The organism is Rhodosalinus sediminis (assembly GCF_003385555.1).
Taxonomy (GTDB): domain Bacteria; phylum Pseudomonadota; class Alphaproteobacteria; order Rhodobacterales; family Rhodobacteraceae; genus Rhodosalinus; species Rhodosalinus sediminis.
Window position 1 is genome coordinate 56,939 of record NZ_QOHR01000005.1, and the last position, 15,746, is coordinate 72,684.

Genomic DNA, 15,746 nt, shown 5'->3' on the forward strand with positions numbered 1-15,746 from the left:
CGCTAGCCGAGCGGGCCCCGCGCGCCCCCCGTCTGCGCCCGGTCCAGAAGCAGGTGGTCGAGCAGGGCGCAGGCCATCATCGCCTCGCCCACCGGCACGGCGCGAATCCCGACGCAGGGATCGTGCCGCCCCTTGGTGACGATCTCCGTCTCCTCGCCGGAGGTGGTGATCGTGCGCCGCGGCGTCAGGATCGAGGAGGTCGGCTTCACCGCGAAACGCACGACGAGGTCCTGCCCGGTCGAGATGCCGCCGAGCACCCCGCCCGCGTGGTTCGAGCCGAAGGCGGGCCGCCCGTCGGCGCCCATGGCGATCTCGTCGGCATTGTCCGAGCCGGTGAGCGCGGCCGCCGCCATGCCCTCGCCGATCTCGACGCCCTTGACCGCGTTGATGCTCATCATCGCCGCGGCGAGATCGGCGTCGAGCTTGCCGTAGACCGGCGCGCCGAGACCCTCCGGCACGCCGCTCGCCCGCACCTCGATCAGCGCGCCCGCGCTGTCGCCGGACTTGCGCAGCGCGTCGAGGTAGGCCGCCCAGTCCTCCGCCGCCGTCGCGTCCGGGCACCAGAAGGGGTTGCGGTCGATCTCCGCCGCGTCGAAGCGCGCCCGGTCGATCCCGTGCGGCCCGATGCCCACCATGTAACCGCGCACCGAGAGCCCGGGCGCGAGCGCGGCGAGCGCCGCGCGCGCCACGCCGCCCGCGGCCACCCGCGCCGCCGTCTCCCGCGCCGAGGAGCGCCCGCCGCCGCGGTAATCGCGCAGCCCGTATTTCCGCCAGTAGGCGATGTCCGCGTGCCCGGGCCGGAATTTCCCGGAAATCTCCGAGTAGTCCTTGCTGCGCTGATCGGCGTTGCGGATCATGAGCTGGATCGGCGTGCCCGTGGTGCGCCCCTCGAAGACGCCGGAGAGGATCTCGACCGCGTCCGGCTCGCGCCGCTGGGTGACGTAGCGGTTCTGCCCCGGCTTCCGCCGGTCGAGCCAGCGCTGCACCTCCGCCTCGGCGAGCGGCACGCCCGGCGGGCAACCGTCCACCACCGCGCCCAGCGCGGGTCCGTGGCTCTCGCCCCATGTGGTGACGCGAAAGACGTGACCGAAGGTGTTGAGGCTCATGCGCGCCCTCCTCCTCTTGCCGCGCGGTCTACCGGCGGGGGGGCGCGCTCACAAGCCGTTTCGACGCCGCGGCGCGGCCATGCGGCCGCACACCCGCGCTCGGGGCGAGGGGCGCTGCCCCTCGCGCTCCCCGGAGTATTTGGCCCAAGATGATGGGGCCCCGCGTCCGTCCCTTCTTCTTGGTGCAAATATCCCGGGGGAGTCGCGCGCCCCGCGCGCGACGGGGGCAGCGCCCCCTGCGGCGGTGGCGGCCTGCGCCGTCTTGCGGGCCGGGCGCGCGAGGCTTACCTTGCATGGAACCTCGGGGTGCCCGTTCGGGCTGAGACGCGCAAGCGAACCCGTTGAACCTGACCCGGTTCGGACCGGCGGAGGGAAGGTAAGGGACCCGGCGCCTCGGCCCGACCCGGACTCGCTCCGCCCGTCGCGACGAAAGGAGCGAGACGATGCGATCCCCTCTCACTGCCGCTGGCCCCGTCGCGGGGCTGGTCACCGCCACCATCATGGGCGCCGCGGCGGCACAGGCGCAGGACCTGACCGTCTATACCTACGACAGCTTCGTGTCGGACTGGGGCCCCGGCCCGCAACTCGAGGCGGCCTTCGAGGACCGCTGCAGCTGCGACCTCGAGTTCGTCGCCGCGGGCGACGGGGCGGCGCTCCTGTCCCGCATCCGGCTCGAGGGCGAGAGGACCGAGGCCGACGTGGTGCTCGGCCTCGACACCAACCTCACCCATGCCGCGCGCGAGACCGGGCTCTTCGCCGAGCACGGGCTCTCGCCCGAGCTCGATCTGCCCGTGGCCTGGGACGATGCGCACTTCCTGCCCTTCGACTGGGGCTATTTCGCCTTCGTCCACGAGGCGGGCTTCGACGCGCCGGGCTCCTTCCGGGCGCTCGCCGAGAGCGACGCCAGCCTCCTGATCCAGGACCCGCGCTCCTCGACGCCCGGGCTCGGGCTCGTCATGTGGGTGAAAGCCGCCTACGGCGACGAGGCCGGCGCGATCTGGGAGGGGCTCGCGGACAACATCGTGACCGTCACCCCCGGCTGGTCCGAGGCCTACGGGCTCTTCCTCGAGGGCGAGGCGGACATGGTGCTTTCCTACACCACGTCGCCCGCCTATCACCTGATCGCCGAGGACGACCCGACCAAGGCCGCCGCGCCCTTCGAGGAGGGGCATTACATGCAGGTCGAGGTGGCCGGCATGCTCGCCGGCACCGACGCGCCCGAGCTCGCGCAGGACTTCCTCGACTTCATGACCGGGCCGGCGTTCCAGTCGGTGATTCCGACGACGAACTGGATGTACCCGGCGGTCACGCCGCCCGAGGGACTGCCCGAGGGCTTCGACACGCTGATCCGGCCCGAGGCGGCGCTGCTCCTCGCGCCGGAGGAGGCGGCGGAGATCCGCGGCGCCGCGCTCGAGGAATGGCGTGCCGCCCTCTCTCGCTGAACCCCCGGCCAGGGCCGGTCCACGCCCCGGCGACACGGCGCGGCTGGGCATGCCCGCGGCCCTGTCGCGAGCGGCCATGGCGGGCGTCGCGGGGGCCGTCCTCCTGCCGCTCGCCGCGGTGGTCTGGCGCGCGGGCGGCGCGGGCTGGCTCAGCGCGGGCGACTGGGCCGCCGTGCGCTTCTCGCTGACGCAGGCGGCGCTCTCGGCGCTCCTGTCGGTGGCGCTCGCCGTGCCGGCGGCCCGCGCGCTGGCGCGGCGGCGGTTCCCGGGGCGCGGCGCGCTCGTCACCCTGCTCGGCGCGCCCTTCATCCTGCCGGTCGTCGTCGCGGTGCTGGGCCTGCTCGCCGTCTTCGGACAGGGCGGGCTGGCGAGCCGCGCGCTGGGGCTTTTCGGGCTGCCGCCGCTCTCGATCTACGGGCTGCACGGCGTGGTGCTGGCGCATGTCTTCTTCAACCTGCCGCTCGCCACGCGGCTCATCCTGCAGGGCTGGCTCACCATCCCGGCCGAGCGCTTCCGCCTCGCCGCGACGCTGGGCCTGCCGCCGGGGGCGGTGTTCCGCCTGCTGGAGGCGCCAATGCTCCGGCGCGCGGTGCCCGGCGCGCTGGTCGCGATCTTCGTGATCTGCCTGTCGAGTTTCGCCGTGGCGCTGACGCTGGGCGGCGGGCCGCGGGCGACGACCGTGGAGCTCGCCATCTATCAGGCCTTTCGCTTCGAGTTCGACCTCGGCCGCGCCGCGCTCCTGTCGGTGGTGCAGCTGGCGCTCGCGGGGGCGGCCGCCGCGCTGGCCGCGCGGCTCGCGCTGCCCCCGGCGATGGGCGCCGGGCTCGACCGGGTGACGCCGCGCTGGGACGCCGCGCGGCCGTGGCTCCGGGCGCAGGACGCGGCCTGGCTCGCGCTCGTCGCCGCGTTCCTGCTGCTGCCGCTCGCGATGATCGTGGCGCGCGGGCTGCCGGGGCTTGCCGAGATGCCGCCGCAGGTCTGGCGCGCGGCGGGTTTCTCGCTCGCCGTGGCGCTCGCCTCCACGGCACTCACGCTGGCGCTGGCGCTGCCGCTCGCCTCACGCGCAGGGGAAGGGCTCGCCATCGCGGCGATCGCGGTCTCGCCGCTGGTGCTGGGCACCGGGCTCTTCCTGATCCTGCGGCCGGTGGCCTCGCCCGGCGCCGTGGCGCTGCCCGTCACGGCGGCGGTCAACGCGCTGATGGCGCTGCCCTTCGCGCTGCGCGTGATACGGCCGGAGCTCGAGGCGGTGCGCGCCGACTACGGCCGGCTCTGCCTGTCGCTCGGCCTCAGGGGGCGGTGGTTCTGGACCCGCGTGGCGCTGCCGCGGCTGCGTCGGCCGCTCGGCTTCGCCACGGGGCTGACGGCGGCGCTCTCGGCGGGGGACCTCGGCGTCATCGCGCTCTTCGCCGATCCGGAGCGGGCGACGCTGCCCCTGCAGATGTACCGCCTGATGGGCGCCTACCGGATGGAGGCGGCCGCGGGCGCCGCGCTCCTGCTGCTGGCGATGAGCCTCGCGCTCTTCTGGGTCTTCGACCGGGGCGGGCACGGTGCTTGAGCTCGAGGACCTCCGCGCCGGGCACGGCGACTTCCGGCTCGCCGCCGAGTGGCACCTCCCGGCCGGGCGCATCGCGGCGGTAATCGGCCCCTCGGGCGGCGGCAAATCCACGCTGCTCGACGCGATCGCGGGCTTTCTCGCGCCGGAGGCGGGGCGCGTGCTCTGGCATGGCCGCGACCTCGGGCCGCTCGCGCCGGGCGAGCGGCCGGTGGCGATGCTCTTTCAGGACAACAACCTCTTTCCGCACCTGACGGCGGCGGAGAACGTTGCGCTGGCGCTCACGCCGAAGCGGCGCCTGACCGCCGCGCAGCGGGCAGAGGTCGAGGCCGCGCTCGCGCGCGTCGGCCTCGAGGGGTTCGGCGCGCGGAGACCCGCCGAGCTCTCCGGCGGCCAGCAGGGCCGCGTCGCGCTCGCCCGCGTGCTGCTGCAGCGCAAACCCCTTCTCCTGCTCGACGAGCCCTTCTCTGCGCTCGGCCCGGCGCAGCGGGGCGAGATGCTCGACCTCGTGGCGGAGCTCGCGCGCGAGACGGGTGCGACCGTGCTGATGGTCAGCCATGCGCCGGAGGACGCGCGGCGGATCGCCGACGCGGTCGTGCTGGTGGCCGAGGGGCGGGCGCAGGCGCCCGAACCGACCGAGCGCCTTTTCGCCGACCCGCCGCCGGCGCTGCGCGCCTATCTCGGCTGAGCGAAAGCGGAGCGCGCGAAGGGGGGCTGTCTGCCCCCCTCTTGGCCTTCGGCCAATTCACCCCCCGAGAGTATTTACACCAAGATGATGGATGAACGCCGGCCCCATCATCTTGGTCCAAATACTCCGGGGAGCGCGAGGGGCAGCGCCCCTCGCCCCTGCGAGGATGTGCGGCCGCGAGGCCGCGCCGCTATAATCTCCCTGTCCGCGAGACCCGCGGCTCAGCCGCTGCCGATCAGCACGCCGGCGGCGAAGACGAGCGCGCCGCCGAGGACCACCTGGAAGGCCGCGCGGAAGAAGGGCGTGTCCATGTAGCGGTTCTGAATCCAGGCGATGGCCCAGAGTTCGATGAAGACGACGATCGCGGCGGTGATCGTCGCGGTCCAGAAATGCGGGATCAGGTAGGGCAGCGCGTGGCCGAGCCCGCCGAGGGTCGTCATCACGCCGGAGGCGAGGCCGCGCTTGACGGGCGAGCCGCGGCCCGAGAGTTCGCCGTCGTCGGAGGCGGCCTCGGTGAAGCCCATGGAGATGCCCGCGCCGACGGAGGCGGCGAGGCCGACGAGGAAAGTCGTCCAGGTGTCCTGCGTGGCGAAGGCGGTGGCGAAGATCGGCGCGAGGGTGGAGACCGAGCCGTCCATGAGCCCGGCGAGGCCCGGCTGAACCCATGTCAGCACGAAGCGGCGCCGGGCGGTGTGGTCCTCAGCGCTGCGCGCGTCGTCGTCGAGATGGGTCTCGGCGAGCGTGTCCGCGACCTGCTGGTGCGCGGCCTCCGCCGCCGCGAGATCTCCGAGGAGGCTCCGCGTCTCGGCGTCGCAGCTGCGCTGCGCGGCCTTGTGGTAGAAGCGTTCGGCCTCCTGTTCCATGAGCTCGGCCTCGGCGCGGATGCGCTCGATCCCGAGGTTCTCGACGAGCCAGACGGGGCGGCGCGCGTAGAACCCGGCGACGTGCTCGCGCCGGATGAGCGGGATCGTCTCGCCGAAGCGCTTTTCGTGGAGCGCGATCAGCCGGCGGCGGTGGCGGTCCTCTTCCTCGGCCATGCCCTCGAAGAGCCGGGCGGTGTCCGGGAATTCGTCGCGCAGGCGATCGGCGTAGGTGCGGTAGATGCGGGCGTCGTCCTCTTCGGAGGAGATGGCGAGGGCGAGGATCTCGCGCTCCGAGAGGTCGGCGAAACGGCGGCGTTGGCTGAAGAAACGCATGACTGCTTCCCTCGATTTAGAATAATTCCAAACTAAACGGTTCAGGGGCGAGGGCAACCCCGCCCGCGCTTGCCGGAACTGAACCGAGCGGTTTATATTGTCGCAGGCAGGAGGAGGATCGCATGAACGCGCCCGCGCGCCGGAAGGGCCGGAAATACGACCAAGTGCTCGACGGGGCGCGCCGGGTCTTCATGGCCGACGGCTACGAGGGGGCGAGCGTCGACGCCATCGCGCGCGCCGCCGGCGTCAGCAAGGCGACCCTCTACAGCTACTTCGCCGACAAGCGCCTTCTGTTCATCGAGGTCGCGCGGACCGAATGCGCGCGGCAGGCCGAGGAATCCGCGCATCTCATCGATCTCGCCGCGCCCCCGCGGGAGGTTCTGCGCTTCGCCGCGCGGCGGATGCTCGGTTTCGTGCTCTCGGAGTTCGGGCAGCGCGTCTTCCGGGTCTGCGTGGCCGAGGCCGACCGCTTCCCGGAGCTCGGGCGCGCGTTCTACGAGAGCGGGCCTGCGCTGGTGCGGGCGCGGATCAAGGATTACCTGCGCGCCGCCGCCGGGCGCGGCGAGCTCGCGATCGAGGACTTCGACCTCGCCGCCGATCAGTTCGCCGAGCTCTGCAAGGCCGATCTCTGGCCGCGCGTCGTCTTCGGCATCGACCGCCGCTTTTCCGACGAGGAGGTCGCGCGGGTGATCGACGGCGCGGTGGAGACCTTCATGGCCCGCTACGGCGATTTTTCGTAAAGAACGCGCGGCTGGACCCCACCCCTCCACGAGCGTCGCGGATGGCGCGACGGGGCGGCGCGCTACGGCCGGGTGGGACCGCGGCGCCGGTCCTTCGGATCAGCGAACAGGCGCTCGATCCGGTGCGGCCCCCTTTGGGCCGCCTCTGGTCCGTCCGATCCCGCGGCGTGTCGCCAAGGGGCGCGCGCGTCGGCTCATGGGCGGAACCGCCCTTTCCCCGGCGCCGAGCTCATCCGTGCGCCGGCGTCAGCCCACCTTGCAGGCGGCGAGGACGGCCATGTTCAGGATGTCGTTCGCCGTCGAGACGGTCGAGCAGAGCTGAACCGAGGCGTCCACGCCGGCGAGGATCGGGCCGATCACCGTCGCGCCGCCCATCTCCTGCATGAGCTTGACCGAGATCGAGGCCGAGTGCCGCGCCGGCACCACGAGGATGTTCGCCGGCCCGGTCAGCCGCTGGAAGGGATAGGCGGCCTGCGCCTGCGCGTTGAGCGCGACGTCCACGGTCATCTCGCCCTCGTATTCGAAGTCCACCCCCCGCGCATCGAGCACCTGCGGCGCGCGGTGCATCTTCTCGGCGCGTTCGGAGACCGGGTAACCGAAGGTCGAGAAGCTGACGAAGGCCGCCCGCGGCTCCAGCCCGAGGTGGCGCGCGACGGCCGCACCGCGCTCGGCGATGGTGGCGAGCTCCTCGGCGCCGGGCCACTCGTGCACGAGCGTGTCGGCGACGAGCACGATCCGCCCGCGGTGCAGGAGCGCCGTGACCCCCGCCGCGCCGTGGCCCGCGTCGGCGTCGAAAACGTGATTGATGAGCTCCATCACATGCGCCGACTTGCGCGTGGCGCCGGTGACCACGCCGTCGCCGTGCCCGTGCGCGAGCATCAGCGCCGAGAACACGTGCCGGTCGCGCGCGGCGAGGCGGTGGATGTCGGCCATGTCGTGCCCGCGCCGCTGGAGCCGGGCGTAGAGGAAGGCCTTGTAGGTCTCGAGGTGCTCGGTGTTCGCCGCGTTCACGACCGTGAGTTCGCGCACCGCGTCGCCCATGCCCTCCCCCTCGAGCTTGGCGCGCACGTCCGCCTCGCGGCCGACGACGAGCGCGGTGCCGAACCCGGAGCGCTGATAGGCGACGGCCGCGCGCAACACGCGGATGTCGTCGCCCTCGGCGAAGATCATGCGCGCCTGCGCCCGCCGGGCGCGTTCCGTGATGCCGCGCAGGATGCTCGCCGTCGGGTCCATGCGGCCCTTCAGGCTCGCCTGGTAGCCCTCCATGTCCACGATCGGGCGCCGCGCCGCGCCGGTGTCCATGCCCGCCTTCGCCACCGCCGGCGGCACGCGCCAGATCAGCCGCGGGTCGAAGGGCGTCGGAATGATGTAGTCCCGCCCGAAGGAGAGCTTGCGCCCGTAGGCCATCGCCACCTCGTCGGGCACGTCCTCCCGCGCGAGGGCGGCGAGCGCCTCGGCGCAGGCGATCTTCATCTCCTCGTTGATCGCGCGGGCGTTCACGTCGAGCGCGCCGCGGAAGAGATAGGGGAAGCCGAGGACGTTGTTCACCTGGTTGGGATAGTCCGAGCGCCCGGTCGCCACGATCGCGTCGGGGCGCACGTCGTGCGCCTCCTCCGGGGTGATCTCCGGGTCCGGGTTCGCCATGGCGAAGATCACCGGGTTGTCGGCCATGCTCTCGACCATGGCGGGGGTCACCGCCCCCTTCACCGAGACGCCGAGAAAGACGTCGGCGCCCGCCATCGCCTCCTCGAGGGTGCGCAGGTCGGTCTCGACCGCATGGGCGGACTTCCACTGGTTCATGCCCTCGGTGCGGTCCTTGTGGATCACGCCCTTGGTGTCGCAGACGATGCAGTTCCGCGGCCGCGCGCCCATCGCCTTCAGGAGCTCGATGCAGGCGATACCCGCCGCGCCCGCGCCGTTGAGCACGATGCGGCAGTCCTCGATCCGCTTGCCCGAAAGATGCAGCGCGTTGATCAGCCCCGCCGCGCAGATCACCGCCGTCCCATGCTGGTCGTCGTGGAAGACGGGGATGTCCATCGCCTCCTTGAGGCGCTGCTCGATCACGAAGCAGTCAGGCGCGCGGATATCCTCGAGGTTGATGCCGCCGAAGGAGGGGCCGAGGTGCTTCACCGCGTCGACGAAGGCGTCGACATCCTCGGTGTCCACCTCGAGGTCGATGGAATCCACGTCGGCGAAGCGCTTGAAGAGCACCGCCTTGCCCTCCATCACCGGCTTGGAGCCCAGCGCGCCGAGGTTGCCGAGGCCGAGCACCGCGGTCCCGTTCGAGACGACGGCGACGAGGTTGCCCTTGTTCGTGTAGTCGTAGGCCGCCTGCGGCTCCTCCGCGATGCGCAGGCAGGGCACCGCGACGCCCGGCGAATAGGCGAGGCTGAGGTCGCGCTGCGTCGTCATCGGCACGGTCGCCGTGATCGCCCATTTCCCCGGCGTCGGCTCGTGGTGGAAGGCGAGCGCCTCCTCCTCGGTGAACTTGGTCCTCGACATGGCTCCTCCGCTGCGGCCGGCCATCACCCTAGGCCGCCCTCACGGAAGGTGAAACCGCCAATCCGCATCGCGCCAGACGAGGCCGAGCTTCCCGGCGATGCGCGCGAAGGCGTGGCGCAGGCCGGTACGGTTGGCCCGGCGCGACCAGTTGCGCACGGGCAGGGCGTGCACATCGCCGAACCCGTCCACGAGCACCACCTCCTCCGGCCCGCCGCGGCTGCCCAGCACGAGGTTCTTGGCGTTCAGGTCGCTGGCGCGGAGGTCCGCGCGGGCGATCCGCGCGGCCGTGTCGTTCAGAAGCTCCACCACCCGCGCGTCGAGCGCCCCGGCGCGGGTGAGCTGCAACAGGGTCGGCCCGACCCCGCCGTCCGGCGCCGCCACGCGCTGCGCCACCGCGCCCCAGCCGAGGCTCGTCGGGACGAAGCCGAAGTGCAGCGCGAAGGGCGGCCGGCCCCAGGCGTCGCGCCACGAACAGAGGGCACGCGCCTGCTCCTTCTGCTCGGCCAGCGTCGAGCGATAGAGCACCGAGGGAAAATACCGCGTCGTCACCCCGCGCATGCTGCGCGGATTGAGCTTGCGTTCGGCGAGCGGGATGATGAGCTTGAGTACCCGGTCGTCGCGATCGGGGTCGAGATAGACCCGCCGCTCGGCCCCTTGCGCCACCGGGAGGTGGCCAGTCAGATCGATGCGTGAAACGGGGTCGATCATCGGATATGCGCTCCCGGGTGAGACCAATGCGCGCCCGTCCCCCAGCGGACCGGGCGCCCGAGACGCAGGCAGGAGGTATAAGCTGGCGACCGCGGCCGACACAACGCCGATGATGGCGCAGTATCTGGAGATCAAGGCGCAGCATCCGGACGCGCTCCTGTTCTACCGGATGGGCGATTTCTACGAGATGTTCTTCGACGACGCGGCAGCGGCGGCGGAGGCGCTCGACATCGCGCTCACCAAGCGCGGCAAGCACGGCGGCGACGACATCCCGATGTGCGGCGTGCCGGTGCATTCGGCCGAGAGCTACATGCTCACGCTGATCCGCAAGGGCTTCCGCGTCGCCGTCTGCGAACAGATGGAGCGCCCCGAGGACGCGAAGAAGCGCGGGTCCAAGGCGGTGGTCAAGCGCGAGGTGATCCGCCTCGTCACGCCCGGCACGCTGACCGAGGACTCGCTGCTGGAGGCGCGGCGGCACAACTACCTCGCCGCCTATGCCGAGGCGCAGGGGCAGGGCGCGCTCGCCTGGGCGGACATCTCCACCGGGGCCTTCCACGTCATGGCGCTCTCGCGCGTGCGCCTCGGGCCGGAGCTCGCGCGGCTCGCGCCCGCGGAGGTGCTGCTGCCCGAGACGCTGGAGGCCGACTGCGCCACGATCGTGACCGACGGCGGCGCCGCGATGACGCCCCTCGCTCGCTCCGTCTTCGACAGCACGGGGGCGGAGAAGCGGCTGACCCGGCTCTTCGGGGTCGAGACGCTCGACGGCTTCGGGACCTTCACGCGCCCGGAACTCGCCGCGATGGGGGGGCTCGTCGATTACCTCGAACTGACGCAGAAGGGGCAGCTCCCGCTCCTGCGCCCGCCCGCGCGCGAGGCGGCGGGCGGCGTCATGCAGATCGACGCGGCGACGCGGCGCAACCTGGAGCTCACCCGCGCGATGGGCGGGGGGCGCGCGGGCTCCCTCCTCGCGGCGGTGGACCGGACGGTGACGGCGGGCGGCGCGCGGTTGCTCGAGGCGCGGATCGGCGCGCCCTCCCTCTCGCTCGAGACGATCCACGCCCGGCAGGAGGCGGTCGCCGCTCTGGTGGACGACGCGAGGCTCGCCGGCGACCTGCGCGATCTGCTGCGCCGCGCGCCGGATCTGGACCGCGCGCTCTCGCGCCTGTCGCTCGACCGGGGCGGGCCCCGCGATCTGGCCGCGGTGCGCGGCGCGCTGGAACAGGCCGCCGCGATCTCGACGCTCTGCGCGGAGCGCGATCTGCCGGAGCTGCTGCGCGCGGCGCTCGACGCGCTCACCGGTCAGGAGGAGCTGCGCGACCCGCTCGCCGACGCTCTGGTGGCCGAGCCGCCGCTCCTCGCGCGCGACGGCGGCTTCGTGGCCGAGGGCTTCGACCCCGAGCTCGACGAGACGCGGCAGCTGCGCGACAAGGGCCGCGGCGTAATCGCCGGCCTGCAGGCGCGCTACGCCGAGGAGACGGGCATCGCCGCGCTCAAGATCAAGCACAACAACGTGCTCGGCTATTTCATCGAGACCACCGCGACGCATGCCGAGCGGATGATGGCGCCGCCGCTTTCTGAGACCTTCATCCACCGCCAGACCACCGCCAATCAGCTGCGCTTCACCACGGTGGAACTCTCGGAGCTGGAGACGCGCATCCTGAACGCCGGGGCCCGCGCGCTGGACCTCGAGAAGGCGGTCTTCGCCCGGCTGCGCGCCGCGGTGCTGGAGGCGGCGGGCGCGCTCGGGCAGGTGGCCGCGGCGCTGGCCGAGATCGACCTCGCCGCCGGGTTCGCCGATCTGGCGCGGGGGGCGGACTGGACCCGGCCGGAGGTNNNCGACCTCGCCGCCGGGTTCGCCGATCTGGCGCGGGGGGCGGACTGGACCCGGCCGGAGGTCGACGCGAGCCGCGCCTTCGAGGTGACCGGCGGGCGGCATCCGGTGGTCGAGGCCGCGCTGCGCGCCGAGGGCGCGTCCTTCGTCGCCAACGACTGCACGCTGTCGGCGGAGGGCGAAGCGGCGGCGATCACGCTGCTGACCGGGCCGAACATGGCCGGCAAGTCCACCTGGCTGCGCCAGAACGCGCTGATCGCGCTGCTCGCCCAGATCGGCGCCTTCGTGCCCGCCGAAGCGGCGCGCATCGGCCTCGTCAGTCAGCTGTTCAGCCGCGTGGGCGCCTCCGACGACCTGGCGCGGGGGCGCTCGACCTTCATGGTGGAGATGGTCGAGACGGCGGCGATCCTCAATCAGGCCGACGAGCGCGCGCTCGTGATCCTCGACGAGATCGGCCGCGGCACCGCGACCTACGACGGGCTTTCCATCGCCTGGGCCGTGATGGAACAGCTGCACGAGGTGAACCGCTGCCGCGCGCTCTTCGCCACGCATTACCACGAGCTGACGGCGCTCGCCTCCCGCCTCGCCGGGGTGCGCAACGCGACCGTGGCGGTGAAGGAGTGGCAGGGCGAGGTGATCTTCCTGCACGAGGTGCGCCCGGGGGCGGCGGACCGCTCCTACGGCGTGCAGGTCGCACAGCTCGCCGGGTTGCCGGCGGCGGTGGTGGAGCGCGCGCGCGCCGTGCTGGAGGCGCTCGAGGCCGGCGAGCGGGAGAGCGGCGCGCGGCCCAAGGCGCTGATCGACGATCTGCCGCTCTTCGCCGCGGCGCCGGCGCCCGCCCCGGCCGCGCCGACAGGCCCCTCGCCGCTGGAGGCACGCATCGCGGAGCTGCATCCCGACGAGCTGACCCCGCGCGAGGCGCTGGACCTTCTCTACGAGCTCAAGACCATGACGCAGGGCTGACGCCGCCAAACGCCGAAGCGCGCGGGGCGCCCGCCGGACGCGTGCCAAGGGACCCGTCCCGCTCATCCGCGATAATCCAGAAGCGCCGCCGAAAGGTCATCCTCCGCCGCGACGCCGGGTCCCATCTCACGCCGGAGCTCCCGGAGGAGATCGTCGAGGAAATCCCGCCCGCTTTCGCGCGGCGCCGCGTGCGCGGCGAGGCGACGCAGCCCGGCCTCGCCGAGCATCCGGCCACAGGGCAGTTGCGCCTCGGTGAAGCCGTCGGAATGCAGGAGCAGCCTGTCGCCGGGGGCGAGGCGCGCCTCCACCTCCTCGAACTGCGCATTGGGGACGAGCCCGACGGGAAGCCCGCCGGCGCCCATGAACTCGCACGCGCCGCTCGCGCGGAGGATGAGGGGATAGGGGTGCCCCGCCTGGACCAGCCGCACGCGGCCGGACCGCAGGTCGACCGTCGCGTAGGCCATGGTGAAATACTCCTCCACCCCCTTGTCGGCGGCGAGGCGGTCGTTGAGAAGCCGCGCCACCTCCGCCGGGGGGCGAAGCGAAAAGAATCGCTCGAACCGGCGTGTGACGGCGAGATTCTGATCGAGAAACTCCCCCGACAGGTAGCCGCTGACCCGCGCCGCCATGAGCGCGGAGGTGATTCCGTGCCCCGAGACGTCGATCGCGTAGAGCCCGAGCGTCCCGTGACCCGGGCTGAACGCGCCGACGAGGTCGCCGCCCACCTGCCCGCAGGGCTGAAACAGCAGGTTGACCTCGGATCGGCCGAATCGGTGGGTCCGCTCCGGCACGAGGGAGCGCTGAATCTTGCGCGCCTGCTCCAGATCGGCGTCGAGCGCGGCCTGCGCGGCGCGCAGCTCCGCCAGCGTGTCGCTGAGATCGCGCTCCATCCGCAGGATGCGCGCCCCCGCCGCGAGACGCGCGCGCAACTCGGCCGGATCGACCGGCTTCGTCAGAAGGTCGTCGGCGCCGCCGTCGATCCCCTGCGCCACCTCGGCCTTCTCGCTGCGCGAGGTCATGAGAATGAAGTAGATATAATGGCTTGTCCGTTCCGCCCGCAGCGCGCGGCAGAGCGCCAACCCGTCGAGCCCGGGCATGAGCCAGTCGCTGACGACCATGTCGGGCGGCGCCTGACGGCAGAGATCGAGCGCCGCCTCGGCCGAGGCGGCCTCCGCCACACGATACCCGGCGCGCACGACGAGCTTCGCCAGCAAGCGCCGCTGAACGCGGCTTTCCCCGACGATCAGAACGTCGCGCGGCACGTCGGCGCGCCCCTCGCGGGCGGGCGGATCGGGATCGGCGTGGCGGACGGGCGCGGTCATGCGGGACACCTTCGGCAGGGCAGGGGGCGCCTGCCACGGCCCGACCCTGCACCATGGTCCCTGAACGCCGGGTTAAGGCCCGAGGTGCCCGCGCATGGCGGCCGGTAAGGGTTTCTTCACGTCCGTCTGCGATACCCCGCTGCGGGGGCCGCGAACTCGGGAGGGTGCCGATGATCGACTGGACCCGCGTGAAGGATCTGCATGAGGAAGTGGGCAGCCGTGATTTCGAAGAGGTCGTCACACTCTTCATCGACGAGGTGGAGACCGCTCTGGACCGCCTCGATGGCGATCCGACTCGCGAGGATCTGCATTTTCTCAAGGGCAGCGCGCTCAACCTCGGGTTCGCCGCGCTCGCTCAGGCGTGCCGTGACGGGGCCGATGCAACGACCCTGCGCCGCTGCTTCGCCGACTCGACGGCGCAGCTCCGCGCGGAGTTGCCGGAGCGCCTCGCGGCGTGACCGCTCAGATCAGGAACTGCGCGAGGATCTCGTCGTCGGTGATGTCCTGATAGGCCATGCCCGCCGCCTCGAGCCGCGCGAAGAGCCGGGCGAAGTTCGCCGGGTCCGTCGTCTCGATCCCGATCAGGACGGAGCCGAAGTTGCGCGCGGACTTCTTGAGGTACTCGAAGCGCGCGATGTCGTCGTCCGGCCCGAGGAAGTTGAGAAAATCGCGCAGCGCGCCGGGCCGCTGCGGCATGCGCAGGATGAAGTACTTCTTCACCCCGGCATAGCGCTGCGCGCGTTCCTTGACCTCCGGCAGCCGCTCGAAATCGAAGTTGCCGCCCGAGGTGACGCAGACCACGCACTTGCCGCGAATCGCCTCGGCGATGTCCGGCAGCACATCCACCGAAAGCGCGCCGGCGGGCTCGAGCACCATGCCCTCGACGTTCAGCATCTCGAGGATCGTGGCGCAGACCCGGTCCTCCGGCGCGCCGAGGACCGAGGCCGGGTCCTCACCGCTGAGCCGGGCGAACGGATGCGCGCCCACCATCGCCACCGCCGCGCCGTCCACGAAGGTGTCCACCGCCTCGAGCCGCACCGGCTCCCCGGCGGCGAGCGCGGCGTACAGGCTGCGCGCGCCCTGCGGCTCCACGAGCGTCATCGCCTGCTCCGGCCCGAACCAGCCGCGCGCGCCGGAAGACAGCCCGCCACCGCCCACCGCCATGACCAGCCGGTCGGGCGCCCCGCCGAGCTGCGCCTCGATCTCGGCGGAGACGGTCGCCTGCCCCTCGATCACGTCCGGATCGTCGAAGGGCGACAGGAACTGCGCCCCCGTCTCGCGACAATGCGCCTCGGCCGCGCGCAGCGTGTCGTCCACGTAATCCCCGACGAGGCGCACCTCGACCGCCTCGCCGCCGAACATCCGCGTCTTCTGGATCTTCTGCTGCGGCGTGGTCACCGGCATGAAGATCACGCCCTCGGCCCCGAAATGCCGGCACATGTAGGCCACGCCCTGCGCGTGATTGCCCGCGCTCGCGCAGGCGAACCGCCGCCCCTGCGCCAGCCGCTTGCGCATCGCGTTGAAGGCGCCGCGCAGCTTATAGGAGCGTACCGGCGACAGATCCTCGCGCTTGAGCCAGATCTCCGCGCCGAAGCGCTCGGAAAGATGCATGTTGCGGGTGAGCGGCGTGGGCTCGAACACCTCGCGCATGGCGGCCTCGGCGGCCCGGACGGCGTCGCGGAACTCGGTCATGGCC

The 15,746-nt window shown here is 72.5% G+C and carries 12 protein-coding genes and 1 riboswitch; of the genes, 6 read left to right on the top strand and 6 right to left on the bottom strand.

Annotation, left to right across the window (positions count from 1 at the left end; genetic code table 11):
- Positions 1-2: 2 nt before the first annotated feature.
- A complete protein-coding gene (gene aroC, locus DRV84_RS06035; protein ID WP_115978984.1) occupies positions 3-1,106 on the bottom strand; it encodes a chorismate synthase in 1,104 nt (367 codons plus the stop codon).
- Positions 1,107-1,398: 292 nt separating this feature from the next.
- Positions 1,399-1,497: riboswitch (TPP riboswitch) on the top strand.
- 52 nt (positions 1,498-1,549) lie between these two features.
- Between aroC and thiB the strand changes: the two genes are divergently transcribed.
- The 3 genes from thiB to DRV84_RS06050 all read left to right on the top strand — a co-directional run bounded on the left by thiB (position 1,550) and on the right by DRV84_RS06050 (position 4,788).
- Positions 1,550-2,548 (top strand): thiamine ABC transporter substrate binding subunit, encoded by a 999-nt coding sequence (gene thiB, locus DRV84_RS06040; protein WP_115978985.1) that lies wholly within the window; start codon positions 1,550-1,552, stop codon positions 2,546-2,548.
- A 76-nt stretch (positions 2,549-2,624) separates the two neighbouring features.
- Positions 2,625-4,103 (top strand): ABC transporter permease family protein, encoded by a 1,479-nt coding sequence (locus DRV84_RS06045; protein WP_239994998.1) that lies wholly within the window; start codon positions 2,625-2,627, stop codon positions 4,101-4,103.
- Entirely contained in the window at positions 4,096-4,788 is a 693-nt protein-coding gene (locus DRV84_RS06050; RefSeq protein WP_115978987.1) for a thiamine ABC transporter ATP-binding protein, read from the top strand. The genes DRV84_RS06045 and DRV84_RS06050 overlap by 8 nt, the downstream gene beginning before the upstream one ends.
- A 221-nt stretch (positions 4,789-5,009) precedes the next feature.
- On the opposite strand, the gene mbfA is transcribed toward DRV84_RS06050, so the two are convergent.
- Positions 5,010-5,984: an iron exporter MbfA gene (gene mbfA / locus DRV84_RS06055; RefSeq protein ID WP_115978988.1), complete on the bottom strand. Its 975-nt coding sequence runs from the start codon at positions 5,982-5,984 to the stop codon at positions 5,010-5,012.
- Between the two features lie 122 nt (positions 5,985-6,106).
- Here mbfA and DRV84_RS06060 point away from each other — a divergent pair, with 122 nt between their 5' ends.
- Positions 6,107-6,724 (top strand): TetR/AcrR family transcriptional regulator, encoded by a 618-nt coding sequence (locus DRV84_RS06060; RefSeq protein ID WP_115978989.1) that lies wholly within the window; start codon positions 6,107-6,109, stop codon positions 6,722-6,724.
- A 246-nt stretch (positions 6,725-6,970) separates the two neighbouring features.
- Here DRV84_RS06060 and DRV84_RS06065 read toward each other — a convergent pair whose 3' ends face one another.
- Both DRV84_RS06065 and DRV84_RS06070 read right to left on the bottom strand, forming a co-directional pair.
- A complete protein-coding gene (locus DRV84_RS06065) occupies positions 6,971-9,226 on the bottom strand; it encodes an NADP-dependent malic enzyme (RefSeq protein ID WP_115978990.1) in 2,256 nt (751 codons plus the stop codon).
- A gap of 39 nt (positions 9,227-9,265) precedes the next feature.
- Positions 9,266-9,934 (bottom strand): YrbL family protein, encoded by a 669-nt coding sequence (locus tag DRV84_RS06070; protein ID WP_115978991.1) that lies wholly within the window; start codon positions 9,932-9,934, stop codon positions 9,266-9,268.
- A gap of 109 nt (positions 9,935-10,043) precedes the next feature.
- Between DRV84_RS06070 and mutS the strand changes: the two genes are divergently transcribed.
- Positions 10,044-12,728: a DNA mismatch repair protein MutS gene (gene mutS, locus DRV84_RS06075; RefSeq protein ID WP_115978992.1), complete on the top strand. Its 2,685-nt coding sequence runs from the start codon at positions 10,044-10,046 to the stop codon at positions 12,726-12,728.
- Between the two features lie 62 nt (positions 12,729-12,790).
- Here mutS and DRV84_RS06080 read toward each other — a convergent pair whose 3' ends face one another.
- The gene (locus tag DRV84_RS06080; RefSeq protein WP_115978993.1) at positions 12,791-14,050 is read right to left on the bottom strand and encodes a PP2C family protein-serine/threonine phosphatase; all 1,260 of its coding nucleotides are present in this window, start codon (positions 14,048-14,050) and stop codon (positions 12,791-12,793) included.
- 170 nt (positions 14,051-14,220) lie between these two features.
- Between DRV84_RS06080 and DRV84_RS06085 the strand changes: the two genes are divergently transcribed.
- A complete protein-coding gene (locus DRV84_RS06085) occupies positions 14,221-14,508 on the top strand; it encodes an Hpt domain-containing protein (RefSeq protein ID WP_115978994.1) in 288 nt (95 codons plus the stop codon).
- A 4-nt stretch (positions 14,509-14,512) separates the two neighbouring features.
- Here the strand turns inward: DRV84_RS06085 and ilvA are convergent, their stop codons facing one another.
- On the bottom strand, positions 14,513-15,742 hold the full coding sequence (ilvA, locus tag DRV84_RS06090; protein WP_115979128.1) for a threonine ammonia-lyase IlvA: 1,230 nt from the start codon (positions 15,740-15,742) through the stop codon (positions 14,513-14,515).
- Between the last annotated feature and the right edge of the window lie 4 nt (positions 15,743-15,746).